17 protein-coding genes and 1 tRNA gene are annotated in these 15,261 nt (G+C 50.0%); 11 read left to right on the top strand and 7 right to left on the bottom strand.

What is annotated here, in order from left to right; all coding sequences use genetic code 11:
• Positions 1-4 precede the first annotated feature (4 nt).
• Together EJE49_RS07780 and alr are read left to right on the top strand one after the other, a co-directional pair.
• The gene (locus EJE49_RS07780; RefSeq protein WP_124949854.1) at positions 5-1,402 is read left to right on the top strand and encodes a replicative DNA helicase; all 1,398 of its coding nucleotides are present in this window, start codon (positions 5-7) and stop codon (positions 1,400-1,402) included.
• A 3-nt stretch (positions 1,403-1,405) separates the two neighbouring features.
• Positions 1,406-2,476 carry an alanine racemase gene (gene alr / locus EJE49_RS07775; RefSeq protein ID WP_124949853.1) on the top strand — a complete coding sequence of 357 codons (1,071 nt, stop codon included), beginning with the start codon at positions 1,406-1,408 and terminating at the stop codon, positions 2,474-2,476.
• Positions 2,477-2,542: 66 nt separating this feature from the next.
• Here the strand turns inward: alr and EJE49_RS07770 are convergent, their stop codons facing one another.
• Entirely contained in the window at positions 2,543-3,106 is a 564-nt protein-coding gene (locus EJE49_RS07770; RefSeq protein WP_124949852.1) for a c-type cytochrome, read from the bottom strand.
• Positions 3,107-3,235: 129 nt separating this feature from the next.
• Between EJE49_RS07770 and EJE49_RS07765 the strand changes: the two genes are divergently transcribed.
• The 3 genes from EJE49_RS07765 (at position 3,236) to hda (ending at position 4,407) form a co-directional block, all read left to right on the top strand.
• Positions 3,236-3,312, top strand: a tRNA-Arg gene (locus tag EJE49_RS07765).
• A gap of 37 nt (positions 3,313-3,349) precedes the next feature.
• Positions 3,350-3,727, top strand: coding sequence for a gamma-butyrobetaine hydroxylase family protein (locus tag EJE49_RS07760; protein ID WP_124949851.1), 378 nt, complete (start codon positions 3,350-3,352; stop codon positions 3,725-3,727).
• Positions 3,728-3,744: 17 nt separating this feature from the next.
• Positions 3,745-4,407, top strand: a complete 663-nt coding sequence (gene hda, locus EJE49_RS07755; protein WP_124949850.1) for a DnaA regulatory inactivator Hda — start codon at positions 3,745-3,747, stop codon at positions 4,405-4,407.
• 104 nt (positions 4,408-4,511) lie between these two features.
• Here the strand turns inward: hda and EJE49_RS07750 are convergent, their stop codons facing one another.
• From EJE49_RS07750 to EJE49_RS07740, 3 genes are all read right to left on the bottom strand, one after another.
• Positions 4,512-6,014: an ammonium transporter gene (locus EJE49_RS07750; RefSeq protein ID WP_124949849.1), complete on the bottom strand. Its 1,503-nt coding sequence runs from the start codon at positions 6,012-6,014 to the stop codon at positions 4,512-4,514.
• A 12-nt stretch (positions 6,015-6,026) separates the two neighbouring features.
• On the bottom strand, positions 6,027-6,365 hold the full coding sequence (gene glnK / locus EJE49_RS07745; protein ID WP_087448070.1) for a P-II family nitrogen regulator: 339 nt from the start codon (positions 6,363-6,365) through the stop codon (positions 6,027-6,029).
• 78 nt (positions 6,366-6,443) lie between these two features.
• Positions 6,444-7,202 carry a TorF family putative porin gene (locus tag EJE49_RS07740; protein ID WP_124949848.1) on the bottom strand — a complete coding sequence of 253 codons (759 nt, stop codon included), beginning with the start codon at positions 7,200-7,202 and terminating at the stop codon, positions 6,444-6,446.
• 282 nt (positions 7,203-7,484) lie between these two features.
• Between EJE49_RS07740 and EJE49_RS07735 the strand changes: the two genes are divergently transcribed.
• From EJE49_RS07735 to EJE49_RS07715, 5 genes are all read left to right on the top strand, one after another.
• Positions 7,485-7,736 carry an accessory factor UbiK family protein gene (locus tag EJE49_RS07735; protein WP_124949847.1) on the top strand — a complete coding sequence of 84 codons (252 nt, stop codon included), beginning with the start codon at positions 7,485-7,487 and terminating at the stop codon, positions 7,734-7,736.
• 6 nt (positions 7,737-7,742) lie between these two features.
• A complete protein-coding gene (locus EJE49_RS07730; protein WP_124949846.1) occupies positions 7,743-9,239 on the top strand; it encodes a YifB family Mg chelatase-like AAA ATPase in 1,497 nt (498 codons plus the stop codon).
• 11 nt (positions 9,240-9,250) lie between these two features.
• Positions 9,251-10,303, top strand: coding sequence for a VIT1/CCC1 transporter family protein (locus EJE49_RS07725; RefSeq protein WP_124949845.1), 1,053 nt, complete (start codon positions 9,251-9,253; stop codon positions 10,301-10,303).
• A gap of 89 nt (positions 10,304-10,392) precedes the next feature.
• The gene (locus tag EJE49_RS07720) at positions 10,393-10,692 is read left to right on the top strand and encodes a hypothetical protein (RefSeq protein WP_124949844.1); all 300 of its coding nucleotides are present in this window, start codon (positions 10,393-10,395) and stop codon (positions 10,690-10,692) included.
• A 12-nt stretch (positions 10,693-10,704) separates the two neighbouring features.
• Positions 10,705-11,169 (top strand): hypothetical protein, encoded by a 465-nt coding sequence (locus EJE49_RS07715; RefSeq protein ID WP_124949843.1) that lies wholly within the window; start codon positions 10,705-10,707, stop codon positions 11,167-11,169.
• 11 nt (positions 11,170-11,180) lie between these two features.
• Here EJE49_RS07715 and xth read toward each other — a convergent pair whose 3' ends face one another.
• The 3 genes from xth to EJE49_RS07700 are packed head-to-tail and all read right to left on the bottom strand — an operon-like array spanning position 11,181 to position 14,497.
• The gene (gene xth, locus EJE49_RS07710; RefSeq protein WP_124949842.1) at positions 11,181-11,945 is read right to left on the bottom strand and encodes an exodeoxyribonuclease III; all 765 of its coding nucleotides are present in this window, start codon (positions 11,943-11,945) and stop codon (positions 11,181-11,183) included.
• A 2-nt stretch (positions 11,946-11,947) separates the two neighbouring features.
• On the bottom strand, positions 11,948-12,457 hold the full coding sequence (locus tag EJE49_RS07705; RefSeq protein WP_124949841.1) for a glutaredoxin family protein: 510 nt from the start codon (positions 12,455-12,457) through the stop codon (positions 11,948-11,950).
• Positions 12,458-12,475: 18 nt separating this feature from the next.
• Positions 12,476-14,497 (bottom strand): M3 family metallopeptidase, encoded by a 2,022-nt coding sequence (locus tag EJE49_RS07700; protein WP_124949840.1) that lies wholly within the window; start codon positions 14,495-14,497, stop codon positions 12,476-12,478.
• Positions 14,498-14,595: 98 nt separating this feature from the next.
• On the opposite strand from EJE49_RS07700, the gene EJE49_RS07695 reads away from it, so the two are divergent.
• Positions 14,596-15,147: a gamma carbonic anhydrase family protein gene (locus EJE49_RS07695; RefSeq protein WP_124949839.1), complete on the top strand. Its 552-nt coding sequence runs from the start codon at positions 14,596-14,598 to the stop codon at positions 15,145-15,147.
• Positions 15,148-15,261: the final 114 nt, after the last annotated feature.

Here is a 15,261-nt window from a genome sequence, read left to right as displayed (position 1 = left end):
CACCATGGCCAAATTCCCTCCCAGCACTGACCCAGAACTGACCGCTATCAAATTACCACCGCATTCAGTCGAGGCGGAGCAGTCCGTACTTGGTGGTCTGTTGCTGGAAAACCACGCCTGGGATCGCATTGCCGACGTCATTAATCGCAACGACTTCTATCGCCATGACCACCGCCTGATCTATCAGACCATCACCAAACTGCTGGAACAGGGCAAGCCTGCCGACGTGGTCACCACCGGTGAAGCGCTGGAAAATCTGGGTGAGCTGAACAACGTCGGCGGCCTGCCGTATCTGGTGGCGCTGGCCCAGAACACCCCGTCGGCTGCCAATATCCGCCGCTACGCCGAGATCGTGCGCGATCGCGGCATCATGCGCAAACTGGTGGAAGTGGGTACGGACATTACCGAATCCGCTTACAGTCCGGCCGGTCGCTCAGCCAGCGATTTGCTCGATCAGGCTGAATCCAAGGTATTCGATATTGCCGAAGCTGGCGCCAAGGGCAAGCAGGGTTTCCTCGAGATCAAACCACTGCTGACACAGGTTGTGGAGCGTATTGACGAACTTTTCAGCCGCGACAACCAGAGTGATATCACCGGCATTCCTACCGGCTTTGCCGATCTGGATGCAAAAACCGCTGGCTTGCAGCCTGGCGATTTGATCATCGTCGCCGGACGACCATCCATGGGCAAGACCGCATTCTCCATCAACATGGGGGAAAACGTCGCGATTGACAGCGGCCTGCCGGTTGCCATTTTCTCCATGGAGATGGGTGGCGCTCAGCTGGTGATGCGTATGCTGGGTTCTATCGGCCGGCTGGATCAACACAAAATCCGTACCGGACGCCTGCAAGACGACGACTGGCAGAAACTGACCTATGCCGTCGGCAAATTGAATGAGGCCCCCATTTTTATTGATGAAACACCGGCTCTCAATTCGCTGGAACTGCGTGCGCGCGCCCGCCGTCTGCACCGCCAGTGCGGCAAATTGGGCCTCATTATCATCGACTACCTGCAACTGATGTCCAGCGTCAGCAGTGGTGAAAACCGCGCTACCGAAATCTCGGAAATATCGCGCTCACTGAAAGGTCTGGCGAAAGAATTACAGTGCCCGGTCATCGCCCTGTCGCAGCTTAACCGCTCTCTGGAGCAACGCCCGAACAAACGCCCGGTCATGTCCGACTTGCGCGAATCCGGCGCTATTGAGCAAGATGCCGACGTGATTCTGTTCATTTACCGTGATGAGGTATACAACCCGGACAGCGATGACAAAGGCAGCGCAGAGATCATCATTGGCAAACAGCGTAATGGTCCGATTGGCACCGTACGCCTGACCTTCCTCGGTGAGCACACCCGCTTTGAAAATTATGCCAGTGGGTATGCCGAGCGCCGCGAGGAATACTAAGTCATGTCACGCCCGCTTTTCGCTCACATTGACACGGCTGCGCTGCAGCACAACCTCAGCGTGGCCCGCAGTCACGCTGGCCAGGGCCGCATCATGGCCGTGGTCAAAGCCAATGGCTACGGTCATGGTCTGGCGCGCGTAGCGCACGCATTATGGGCAACAGACGGATTTGCGGTAGCCTCGCTTGACGAAGCTGTGCAATTACGTGAGCTAGGTTGGCAAAAACCGATTTTGTTGCTGGAAGGCATATTTTCTGCTGATGAAATCACCGCGTGCATCAACCACCAGCTAACCGTCGCGATTCATCATTTTGAACAGATACACATGCTGCAGGCCGCCAGACTGGCGTCGCCATTATCCGTATTCCTCAAGCTCAACAGCGGCATGAATCGGCTTGGATTCAAACCACAGGATTATCTGAATGCGCTGACGCAGCTACAAGCCATCCCTGCCTGCGGCGATATCACGCTGATGAGCCATTTCGCCACTGCAGACGATGACTATGGCATTGCCGATCAATTGCAGGTCATGCAACGCTGCTTTTCCCAACTCAGCTACCCGGTCAGCATTGCCAATTCCGCTGCGTTATTTCGTTATCCGGCTCATCATGGTGACTGGGCACGCCCGGGCATTGCCTTATATGGCGCCTCGCCCTTTGCAGAGATGACCGCTCAGGCACTGGGCCTGCGCCCGGTCATGACCTTACACAGCCAGATTATTGGCATACAGATGCTGAATACTGGCGATGCCCTGGGTTATGGGCGAGCCTGGATCGCTGACCGACCCTCTCGCATTGGTGTTGTGGCCTGTGGTTATGCGGATGGTTATCCCCGGCATGCGCCGACCGGCACGCCGATTCTGGTCAATGGCCAGCTTACCCGTACGCTTGGACGGATATCCATGGATATGCTGTTTGTGGATTTAACTGAATTACCGACAGCTCAGGTAGGCAGTACCGTCATATTGTGGGGTAAGGGCTTGCCCGTTGAAGCCGTAGCGCAGGCTGCAGGTACCATTAGTTATGAGTTGCTCTGCGCACGCGCACAACGTGTGCCTGAGCGCGATATCGCATAAATTGCAATGCGCATAAAAAAGGCGTTCCGGGATAACCCGGAACGCCTTTTTACTCAATGCAATTTCTTACATTTTTTTCGCGTCTGCTGCTGGCGCTGCTGGAGCAGCAGCGGCCGGTGCAGCAGGTGCTGCGGCAGCTGGCGGTGTGAACTTCGCACCAGCGTCATTAGCCATATACGCTACTGCCCGTGCAATTTCCGTATCGGTCAGATCAGGATTGCCGCCACGTGCCGGCATCTGACGGATACCTTCAATCGCGTGCTTGATCAGCGTCTCGTAACCTTGCTTGATGCGAGGACCCCAAGCCGCTTTATCACCGAACTTAGGCGCGCCCAATGCACCAGGCGTGTGGCAAGCGGTACAAACTTCACCAAATACCTGCTCACCCTCTTTATCTACGTGCACTGCATTGGCATCAACCACATTCACTTCACCAACTGGATGAATCCGTTCTTCAACTGCCTGATCATTATAAGCCAGTGCTGCCTGGGTCGAATGGCTACCTTGAATCTTGGCAACCAGACCGACAATCAGGGCAATCGCAATAATTGGTGCAAACAGCCCACCCCATAACGCAAAGAAAAACTGTTGTGGTGTGGTTTTAGTCATTTTTACGTCATGGTCACTCATCACTACATCCTTAATAGTCGCAAACTTGAAGATTTTACGATTATAACGTCAAATCTTCAATCGCAAAAGCATTGCATACAAATGCATATAGACGTTAGCTAAGAAAATCGTTATTCTAGCGGTCTGAATGCGCCCGTAGCTCAGATGGATAGAGTATTGGTTTCCGAAGCCAAGGGTCACTGGTTCGACTCCAGTCGGGCGCACCACCTCTTTCCACATCCCGCATAAGCTAGGAGTTAAGACATGGCAGGACTGGATAAAAATACCCCGCTACCCACCGAAATCAAACTTCATCAGGCATCTCATGTGCTGGAAGTCGCATTCAATGACGGAAGTGTATTCCACCTGCCTTACGAGTTTCTGCGCGTATATTCGCCGTCCGCTGAAGTGCGTGGACATGGTCATGGCCAGGAAACCTTGCAGGTAGGCAAACAGGGCGTCAGCATTGCTAGCATTGAACCGGTAGGCAGCTATGCTGTTCAACCCACATTTTCAGACGGACATGATACCGGCATCTATTCATGGGATTACCTTTACGAAATAGGTAAAAACCAGGACATGTTATGGACACGCTATCTGGAACGCCTGGCTGATGCAGGTGCATCACGTACCGCACTTTAAGCAGGATTTACGCAACAATGCAGCAACTTGTGCTTGATATTGTCCCTGCACCACCACCCTGTTTTGATAACTTCGTCACCGCAACCAATGCAGAACTGGTTCATGCCATTCATGCAATTGCAGTACGACAGGATCAGGAGCCACTGTTATATGTATGGGGCGCAGCAGGCAGTGGCAAATCCCACTTACTTCAGGCCAGCGTACATCTGGCATTGTCTCAGGGCTTTACTGCGCACTATCTGGATGCGTCTGAATTCGCCACTGCCGACCTACCGGCATATGATCTGGTAGCTATCGATAATGTCGAACAATTGGACGCTGCCAGCCAGATCAAATTATTCAACCTCATCAACCAGGTGCGTGAAGGGCATGGCCGGCTCATTTCTGCCGGACTCACAGCTCCCATGCAACTACCGCTACGCGCTGACCTGACCACGCGACTGGGCTGGGGACTGATTTATCAAATTCACCCGCTCTCCGATGCCGACAAACTGTCTGTGCTCATCACTCATGCTCAGGCCCGCGGTTTTACTTTGCACCCAGGGGTAGCTGATTACCTCATACGTCACTGGCGCCGAGATCTGCCGTCACTGCTGGCCGCGCTCGATAGCCTGGATCACTATTCGCTACAAACCCAGCGTCCTATTACCTTACCCTTGCTCAAAGAAGTTCTAAGCTGAACATAATGTAGTCACACTACGTTTTCGCCATAAAGCATGCGCAATAAAAAAGGGCACCCAGATTGAGTGCCCTTTTCCACAACTTTGCTACTTACCCACTCATATTACATATGGTAAGCGCTCTCGCCGTGAGTTGTTGTATCCAGACCTTCACGCTCTTCTTCTTCTGGTACACGCAGACCCATGAACATGTCGATGAGCTTGAACAGCACGAAGCTCACGACACCCGACCAGACTACCGCAGTACCGACTGCCCACAACTGGCTAACCATTTGGGTAGAAGTACTGTATTCGGCAACCTTGTTGGCAGCGTAGTCAAACACACCGGAACCACCTAAAGCAGGATTAGCGACGATACCCGTGCCAAGCGCACCGATGATACCGCCGATACCGTGCACGCCGAACACATCCAGGCTGTCGTCGTAACCCAGCATTTTCTTCAGGCCGTTCACGCTCCATAAGCACACCACACCGGTTACAGCACCCAGTACGATAGCGCCCATAGGGCCAGCGAAACCTGCTGCCGGAGTAACAGCAACCAGACCGGCAACCGCACCGGAAGTTACACCCAGCAAACTTGGCTTGCCTTTAATCATCCACTCGGCAAACATCCAGGACAAACCAGCAGCAGCAGTAGCGACAATGGTGTTAACCATAGCCAGCACCGCGGTACCTGTCGCTTCCAGATTGGAGCCGGCGTTGAATCCGAACCAGCCCACCCACAGCAATGATGCGCCTATCATGGTCATCACCAAGCTATGCGGCGCCATGGACTCTTTACCGTAACCAATACGCTTGCCCAATACTATCGCACCCATCAGCGCTGCAATACCGGCGTTAATGTGAACAACTGTACCGCCCGCGAAATCCAGCGCACCCTTGCCGAACAGGAAGCCGGAAGGATCACCGAATGCAGAAGGACCGCCCCAGAACCAGACCATGTGCGCCATAGGCAAGTAGGAGAAAGTAAACCACAATACCGAGAACACCAGCATCGCAGAGAACTTCACGCGCTCAGCCAGACCGCCAACGATCAGCGCAACGGTAATTGCCGCAAACGTTAACTGGAACACCATGAACACCATCTCAGGAATGACCACACCCTTGGAGAAGGTTTCTACCGTGGAATTAACATCCATGCCACTCAAGAACAATCTCGACATGCCGCCGATAAAGTCATTCATGCCCCCGCCAGCGGTAAACGCCATCGAATAGCCATACACTACCCACAGAATCGAGATCAGGCAGAATATGGTGAATACTTGCGTTAACACAGACAGCATGTTTTTCTGACGCACCAGACCACCGTAGAACAATGCCAGACCGGGTATTGTCATCAGGATCACCAGCGCTGTAGCAACGATCATCCAGGTAGTGTCGCCTTTATCAGGCACAGGTGCTGCAGCAGCGGGTGCTGGTGCAGCAGGGGCGGCCACGGCAGCAACAGGTGCAGCTGCAGGCGCCTCCATTGCCGGCATAGCCGCAGCATCCGGGGCTGGTGCAGCTGCTACAGGCGCAGCAGCGGGCGGAGTAGCGTCATCAGCAATGCTCATGCCGGCGACACCAAAACTACATAACATACTTAGTGCGATGAGCCATTTTTTCATGTCGCTCTCCCTTTATAGTGCTTCTGGCCCGGACTCACCAGTACGAATGCGTACGGTTTGCTCCAGGTTGAATACAAATATCTTGCCGTCACCAATCTTGCCGGTGTGTGCGGATTTTTCTATCGCCTCGATCACCTGATCGAGCAACTCGTCGGCAATGGCCGCCTCAATCTTGACCTTAGGCAGAAAATCCACCACATATTCCGCACCACGATACAATTCGGTGTGCCCCTTTTGCCGACCAAAGCCTTTAACTTCAGTAACGGTAATACCCTGCACGCCGATGGCGGAGAGGGCTTCACGTACCTCGTCAAGCTTGAACGGCTTAATAATTGCCGTAACGAATTTCATGTTTTCTCCTTAATGCGGACGCAAAATATATTGCGTCCGCAGCTTGTTTAACGACTCAATCAACTTACAAATGCAGAATTAGAACGTTTTGCCAACGGATACGACGACTGCGCCAGCGCCCAGGTCTTTCGTTTTTGTACCTTCAGTCGAAATAACGGTTCTATTGGTATCGATATAGGCTAATGACCAAGTCAAACCAACCATATCCTTCGATACGCCAATTTTCCAATCATCAATAGAAGAGCTTGCTGTAACGCCATCATAAATAAAGTTTGGACCTTTATTGGTTTGATGACCGTAGTGAGCAACTAAGCTGATGTCGGCTGGCAACGGCACTGTTGCATTAGCTTCCAAGTAGTTACTGCCCTTACTATCAACAACGCCAAAGAAATTCGTTAAATCTTGCGTATATTTAACATTAAGCCATTTCCAGGTCGCACCAGCGTACGCTTCCCACGTATTTTCCGTTGGGTTCATAGTGCCGCCTGGGTAATAAACATAAATAGCACCGACATCATAAGACAAATCATCATTGATTTTGCCTCTGTAACCACCATACCAATCCGTCTCAATATTCGCGCCAGGATTCCAAGTGCTGCTTACATTTGATGCCCACGTTCCGATATACAAACCACTAGAATGCGTTACATCAAAACCACCCTGAATAGCTGGATTTTTAAATGTTTGCGAAATACCACGGAAACGGTAGTCAGACGTCATACCGATATTGCCTGTCAATGTGAAGTCAGATGCTGGTGCCGGCGCATCTGCAGCAAATGCTGGAATAGCCACACAAGCAAGGGCGATAGATAAAATGGTTTTGTTAAGGGTGCGCATCAGATACTCCTATGTAAAAAAATCGCAACATTGCGAAAATTTATATAGCACAACTCGTGCCAGAAATATTATTGTTTAGAAACATTACAATACATATCAAACACAATATACAACAAGTTACACCGCACCAAATAAATGCGCTTTTCTGCACAATAGCACCAATTAAGTGCAACATTCTTATACTGCCTATGAAATTTCACCATGCTTTCCTAGCAGGCTGGCAATTTGCCAGTTAAAATAGAAATACCTTAGACTTAGCGCATCCATTACAAGGGAATAACCATGCTACCCAATCAGAAACTATTCGATGAACTTGGTGACAAAATCAGCCAGGCTGTCAACCAGGGCCCTTTCAAAGACATCGAGCATAATCTGCGCGCGCTGGTGCAAAGCACACTGCAAAAACTCGACATCGTTACCCGCGAAGAATTTGATGTGCAGCAGGAAGTTCTGCTACGTACCCGTGAACAGCTAGTTGCGCTAGAGGCTCGCATATCCGAGCTGGAAAAAGCACTGACACCACCGGCAGCATAATTCGATATGGCGATTGCGGTATTGCATAGCCGAGCGCTCACTGGCATGACCGCACCCGAGGTTATCGTCGAAGCGCATTTGGCGAATGGATTACCCAGTTTCACCATCGTCGGGTTACCGGAGGCGGAAGTCAAAGAAGCGCGCGACCGTGTACGCGCTGCCATTCAGAACTCGCGTTTTGAATTTCCTGTCAGTAGGATTACCGTCAATCTGGCACCAGCTGACTTACCCAAAGAATCCGGTCGCTATGATTTACCCATAGCGCTGGGCATTCTCGCTGCATCTGGTCAAATACCCGTTCAAGCGCTGAAAGACTATGAATTTGCTGGAGAGCTAGCCCTTACCGGCGAATTACGTCCGATCCGCGGGGCACTGGCGATGACGCTTGGTGCAGTCTCAAGCGGTAGAGCATTCATACTACCAACAGCCAGCGCAGCGGAAGCTGCACTGGTCGAGCAGGCTGTTGTGTACCCCGCCGACTCTCTCCTGGCGGTTTGCGCGCACCTGACACGACAAACATTGCTTAGCCCACAGCCAGCAGCGATTCCTGATGCTACTGCGTTTGCTCCGCCTGATTTCAGCGAAGTCAAAGGTCAGGCAGGTGCAAAACGCGCACTGGAGGTTGCCGCTGCCGGTGGACACTCACTGCTGATGTCAGGCCCACCGGGTACGGGCAAGTCTATGCTGGCAAGCCGCCTCCCCGGCATTCTGCCGAACATGAGCGAACGCGAGGCCATAGAATCAGCTGCCCTGCTTTCATTAAACGGCGGGTTCAGGATCGCACACTGGCGCCATCGCCCTTATCGTAGCCCACACCACACCGCTTCAGCAGTAGCCCTGGTCGGTGGTGGCAGCAACCCCCGGCCTGGCGAAATATCCTTGGCCCACCATGGCGTGCTGTTTCTGGATGAATTGCCTGAATTTCCACGCACGGTACTTGAGGTGTTACGCGAACCGCTAGAATCGGGTTCTATCACCATTTCCCGCGCAATGCGCCAAGTCGATTTTCCCGCGCAATTTCAATTGATTGCTGCAATGAATCCCTGTCCCTGTGGCTATCTGGGCCATCCTTCAGGAAAATGCCGCTGTACGCCAGATCAAATCGCCCGCTATCGTGGCAAGTTATCCGGACCGCTACTAGACCGCATTGATATCCAAATTGAGGTGCCTGCATTAAGTCATGATGAGTTACTCAAACAGGCCGACGGCGAATCAAGCGCAGTCATACAGCAACGTGTCGAAAACGCCCGGGCTCGACAACTCGATCGGCAAGCCAAACCCAATAACGCACTCTCCAGCAACGAAATAGATAGCCATTGCACACCTGATGCAGCAGGCGCGGCATTACTGAAACAAGCTATCACCCATCTTAACTTATCAGCACGCGCATATCATCGCATACTCAAAGTGGCACGTACTGTTGCTGATCTGGCAGGCGAGGCAAACATCAGTAATCGCCATATTGCCGAGTCCATACAGTACCGCCGCATGACAAACGCATAAAGGCCAGTCACATGCCCGAACACAATCATGCTCTTGAAGGCTGGCAAGAAGAAAAACGATCAGCTTATTTATATCGCAATATAGCCTTGGCCGAAACCGGTACGCCAAATCAGCAACTATTCAGTGAGCTCGCGGATGCGGCTGAACAACAATCCAAATTATGGGAAACTGAGTTAAACAAAGCTGGCATAGCAATACCATCTGAGTTTCAACCTGATCTGCGTAGCCGTTTGGTAAGCGCACTGGTTAAGCGGCTCGGCACACGTGCTATGCGCCCAGTGTTGTCGGCAATGAAAGTTCGCGGCATGGCCATCTATACCCATGCCAACCCGGGCCACTCGATGCCAACAACCCTTGGAGATGTTGGTCAGCGCCATCGCCTTGGGGGGCAGGGCAATCTGCGCGCTGCCGTCTTCGGCATCAACGATGGTCTGGTTTCCAACGCCAGTCTCATCATGGGGGTTGCGGGTGCAACTATGGCTCACGGCCAAAGCCAGATGGTGCTGATCTCCGGCCTGGCTGGTTTGCTGGCAGGTGCATTTTCAATGGCATCCGGTGAATATATTTCAGTACGCTCGCAGCGGGAAATGTTTGAGTATCAGATCGGATTGGAACGTGAAGAATTAGCCCAGTATCCGGCCGAAGAAGCTGCTGAACTGGCTCTCATCTATATGGCTAAGGGTATGAATAAAACCGAGGCGGAACGCGTAGCCAATATGCTTATTGCCGACCCGGAACGCGCTCTGGATACCTTGGCCCGCGAAGAGCTGGGGCTTAATCCTGATGAACTTGGCTCCCCGTGGAGTGCAGCTATTTCGTCATTTCTGGCATTCTGCACTGGCGCGGCAATTCCTCTACTACCGTTCTTATTCACTACTGGCCAACAAGCGTTAGAAGGTTTGATCGCCATAACCGCCCTGGCACTATTTGTGGTAGGTGCCAGCATCAGTCTGTTTACAGGTCGCCAGGCTATGCGGGGGGGATTGCGCATGTTGCTGATCGGCGGAGCCGCAGGTATCGCAACTTACTACATAGGCAGTTTCCTCGGCGTTAGTTTGAGTTAACGGCAACCAGCAAGACATTTGCCATGAATTACGGCATAATCAAAAAATAATCATAAAACATCATAATGTTTCATCCAAGGAGATAACACATGGATTTTAATATCACCACCGTTTTGAATTTCACCTCCATACTGTTTATGTTTTACTGCCTGTATTTGGTGTTATCACTCAAATCCAGCATTCCGGGTGGCATGGTGGGTAAACGCTGGAATTTTCTGACCATGCTGGTCGTACTGTTCACTATCGGCTACCTGGCAACGCCTTTCTTCGATCAGCTACCCGATGACATCCTGCGGCTAGTCGTGTCATGTATCTTCCTTTTCGGTGCTATTTACGTTGTAGTCACCGTCCGCCTGATTTTTAATATTATTCGCGAATTAACAGAATAAACTGGAGTAATCATGCATCCAGATTTGATCTTATTTCGCACCCCCAAGGGTGAGGAAATTGCCCACAGTCACGGGCATGAAATCTCCGCCAACCATCGCCGTGCTTTACTGGTGGTCGATGGCAAGACCTCTGTCGCCAACCTGGCAAAAAAAGTATTTTGGGTCAGTGATGTGACGTCAGTCCTGAAAGAGCTGTATTCTTTGGGACTGATTCATGATGATGTGTCCACAATACACGGTCAGGTCAGCCAATCAAGTGGTGGCGGACTGTTATTAAAAGTACAGCTTGCCGGTATAGCCAAAGAGCTTTTGGGAAATAACGCCGAACGTATTATTAAGAAGATAGAAGATGCAGACGGCACGCCGGACGCCCTGGATGAGGCCTTGTTAGCCTGCAAGAAATTGATCAAGCTGACCATTAGCGACGAGTTGGCTGATACTTTTTTGCGGCGCGGTCGCAGTGTCATCGGTAAATAGCATCATTACCCTTACTCCAGGGTAATGATGACCGGCGCATGATCGGATGGGCGCTCCCGCCGCCGCGGTTCCTTATCAATCTCACATTTTCGACATGACCCAACCAGCGCGGCAGACAGTAATATATGGTCAATTCGCGCACCCATGTTGCGTCGAAATGCCGCCATACGATAATCCCACCAAGTAAAGCTGCCCGCCGCTTGGTCAAACAAACGGAAACTATCCACCAAACCCAATGCCAACAAGCCTTGGAATGCTGCACGCTCAGCTAGTGAAACCAGCACCCCGCCATCCCAGGCAACAGGATCATAAACATCTTCATCAGCTGGCGCAATATTGTAGTCGCCTAAGACAGCAAGCTTAGGATAGTTAACCAACTCATCCTCCAAATAGCGTGTAAGCGCACGTAACCAAGCCAACTTATACTGATACTTGTCTGAATCCAGACTCTGTCCATTAGGAACATATACGCAAATTACCCTTACACCGGATACAGTGGCAGCGATCACGCGTTGTTGCGGATCTTCCCAGCCGGGTATGCCCGCAACGACATTCTCCAGCGCATATCTGCTCAGTATGGCGACGCCGTTATAAGCTTTCTGGCCAATATACCTGACCTGGTAACCGGCAGCTTCAATGGCCGCATGAGGGAAATTACCATCCTCTAGCTTGGTTTCTTGCAGGCAAATCACATCAGGCTGTTGTGCTTCCAGCCAATCCAGCACTTGCGGCAATCTAATTTTCAGCGAATTTACGTTCCACGTTACAAATTTCATGCTTATTTTGTCTGATTCGTATTCTGCGCTTCGATTTTGCGCCTGTCTGGTATACGTGTCTTGGGATAACCTGCCTCATCCAGCATTGCATTCCATTGTGTAGGCTCAAACCCTTTTATCATCTCTTTACCAATTTTAATTACGGGCAATTCCATTGCTCCCGTTAGTGTATTTAAGGCTTCCGCATCCTCTTTATTTTTTTGCGGCTCCTTCAAAGCATAAGGAATGCCGCGTTTCTCAAGTAAATTCTTTGCATTAGCGCACAATGGGCCGCAATCGCCCCCAAACAGAACAACCGGATTTTTCTGAACCGCATCTTTTACCAGGTAAGATGCCTGCCCGTCTATCACGTTTGCATCCAGTTTGCGTTGTTCTAATTTCCGAACCGGACCAGTAGGGGAATGATCGCTATAATGTACAGATCCGGACTTATCGATCCAGCGATAAAATTCGGTTGCGTATGCATTGCCCATCCACAAAATTAAAATTACCCCAGTTACACTTGTACGCATATTTCCCCCTCGGTATGTTCAATTCATCCCATGATGCCGTAACAATGCATCCATATTTGGCTCTCTACCTCGAAATGCAATAAATGATTCTAACGCCGGGCGTGACCCACCCACTGCAAGTATTTCATTCCAGAACTTGATACCAATCTCGGGTGACAGCACGCCGTTATCTTCAAACAAGCTGAACGCATCAGCCGAGAGGACCTCGGCCCATTTATAACTGTAATAACCTGCAGCATACCCACCGGCAAAGATATGTGAGAAATTATTCGGAAATCGATTGTAGTCCGGCGGGATCAGAACTGCTACCTGTTCACGAATTTTCTGCAATAACGCCAATGCAGAAATCCCGGTGCCGGCCTCAGCACCATGCAACTCCAGATCAAACAACGAGAACTCAATCTGGCGTAATGTCTGTAACCCGCTTTGGAAATTTTTTGCAGCTATCATTTTGTCAAACAAGGCACGCGGTAACGCTGTTTTGCGATCAACATGCTGAGTCAAATGTGAAAGTACATCCCATTCCCAGCAGAAGTTTTCCATAAACTGTGAAGGTAACTCAACTGCATCCCATTCCACACCATTGATCCCCGAAACGCCCAGATCTTCAACCCGGGTAAGCAAATGGTGCAATCCATGCCCAAACTCATGGAATAATGTAATCACTTCGTCGTGCGTAAACAAGGCTGGCCTGCCACCAACCGGTGCTGAAAAATTACATGTTAGGTAAGCCACCGGAGTCTGAATAACATCGCCCCGGCGTCGGCGAGTGAGCGCATCATCCATCCATGCGCCACCTCGCTTATGTTCACGAGCATATAAATCAAGATAAAACTGACCGATCAAGCCACCGGTTTCATCATGAATATCATAAAATTTCACATCAGGGTGCCATACCGCAGCTTTGCCTGGACGGATGGTCAGCCCATACAGGGTATGAATCAATTTAAACAAGCCGGGCAGTACTTGTGATTCAGGAAAATATTCTTTTACTTCCTGGTCCGAAAAGGCATATCGAGCAACACGCAACTTTTCGCTCGCATAACTGATGTCCCATGCCTGCAAATCATTCATCCCCAATTCTTGCCGTGCAAAATCAAGTAACTCTTGCTTGTCTTGTTCCGCGTAAGGTTTAGCCCGTAGCGCTAATTCCTGTAGAAATGTGATCACTAGTTGAGCAGACTCAGCCATTTTGCTGGCTAGAGAAAGTTCAGCATAGCTGGTGAACCCGAGCATTATCGCCGCTTCGTAGCGCAATCTGACAATATCTGCAATCAAGGCTGTATTGTCCAATTCTGCAGGACCAAACTCAGAAGCACGAGTAACATATGCCTTATACATGGTTTCGCGTAACATACGATTCTCAGCGTATTGCATAACCGGCCCAAACGATGGCGCATGCAGCGTCAGCTTCCATCCCGGCCTATCATCAGAGAGAGCGGCTTCCTTCGCAGCTTCCAGCACATCTTCTGGCAACCCCGCTAACTCAGCTGCATCTGTAATGTACAGACTAAACGCGTTAGTCGCATCCAGTAAATTTTCTTCAAATTTTGCGGCTAACTGGGATAACTTTTCCTGAATCTCAAGGAAACGGGGCTTATCCTTATCATCCAGATCGGCTCCACCCAATTGAAAGTCACGCAATTCATTTTCTATTATTTTCTTTTGAGCGTCGCTTAAGATACTAAAATTCTGGCTGTTTTTTATGAGCTTAAATTTATCAAACAATGCAAGATTCTGCCCCAACAAAGCGTAATGTTGAGTTATTTTTGGAAGATTTTCATTATAGCTTTCGCGTAATTCGGCACTATTCATCACGCTGTTCAAATGCGAAACCGGCCCCCAAGCCCGCGACAATCTTTCATTTGCATCCTCCATAGGCTGAACAAATGTGCTCCAGGTGGGCAATTCCTCGGATTGCAGCATGTCGGCAATAACCTCGGAACCAGCCTTCAGCAATTCATCGATTGCGGGTGTGATATGCTCAACCTTGAATGCGTCGTAGTGTGGCAGGCCAGAAAAATCTAGTAATGGATTCATTCAGTTCAATCTAAAAAATATAAAAATGGACAGCACAGTAAAGTTTTTTAATAAGCAATGTTTATAATACTTATTTTAGCAAACATGGAATTGAGAATATGCTTAGTCATTCTTCAGCAGGTGAAGCTTACCTGGACACTTTTCCAAAACTTGCCAATAACGTCTGGATACATCATAGCGCGAATGTAATCGGCAATGTCATTTTAGGGGAGAATTCATCGGTATGGTGTGGTGCAGTTATCAGGGGCGATGTTAATCATATACATATAGGTGCAAATACTAATATTCAAGATAACAGCGTCTTGCATGTATCACATAAAACTCAACTAGATCCTACTGGGTCACCACTGATTATTGGTGATAATGTGACCATAGGACATAGTGTGATTTTACATGGCTGCAACATCGCCAATGAATGTCTGATCGGTATGGGTAGTTTGATTATGGATAAGGTTATGATTGAACCTCGTGTATTGGTAGGAGCAGGCAGTCTGGTCGCAGAAGGTAAAACCTTGTTAAGCGGCCATTTATATTTAGGTCGTCCGGCGAAATTAATACGCCCCCTTACAGAAGAAGAACTCGCTTATTTTCAATATTCCGCCAGGCACTATGTAAATCTTGCCCGAAATTATCAAAATTCCATTACCTGATGCATTGTCTCATCAAGCTACGAATGCCATTTTAATCAGCCAATAAAAAACCCCCGGAGCGTAAGCTACGGGGGTTTTTAGAATGGGGTGTCTGACGATGACCTACTTTCACAT

This window comes from Sulfuriferula thiophila, from assembly GCF_003864975.1.
In the GTDB taxonomy this organism is placed as follows: domain Bacteria; phylum Pseudomonadota; class Gammaproteobacteria; order Burkholderiales; family Sulfuriferulaceae; genus Sulfuriferula; species Sulfuriferula thiophila.
This window is presented reverse-complemented; position numbering and strand designations above follow the sequence as displayed.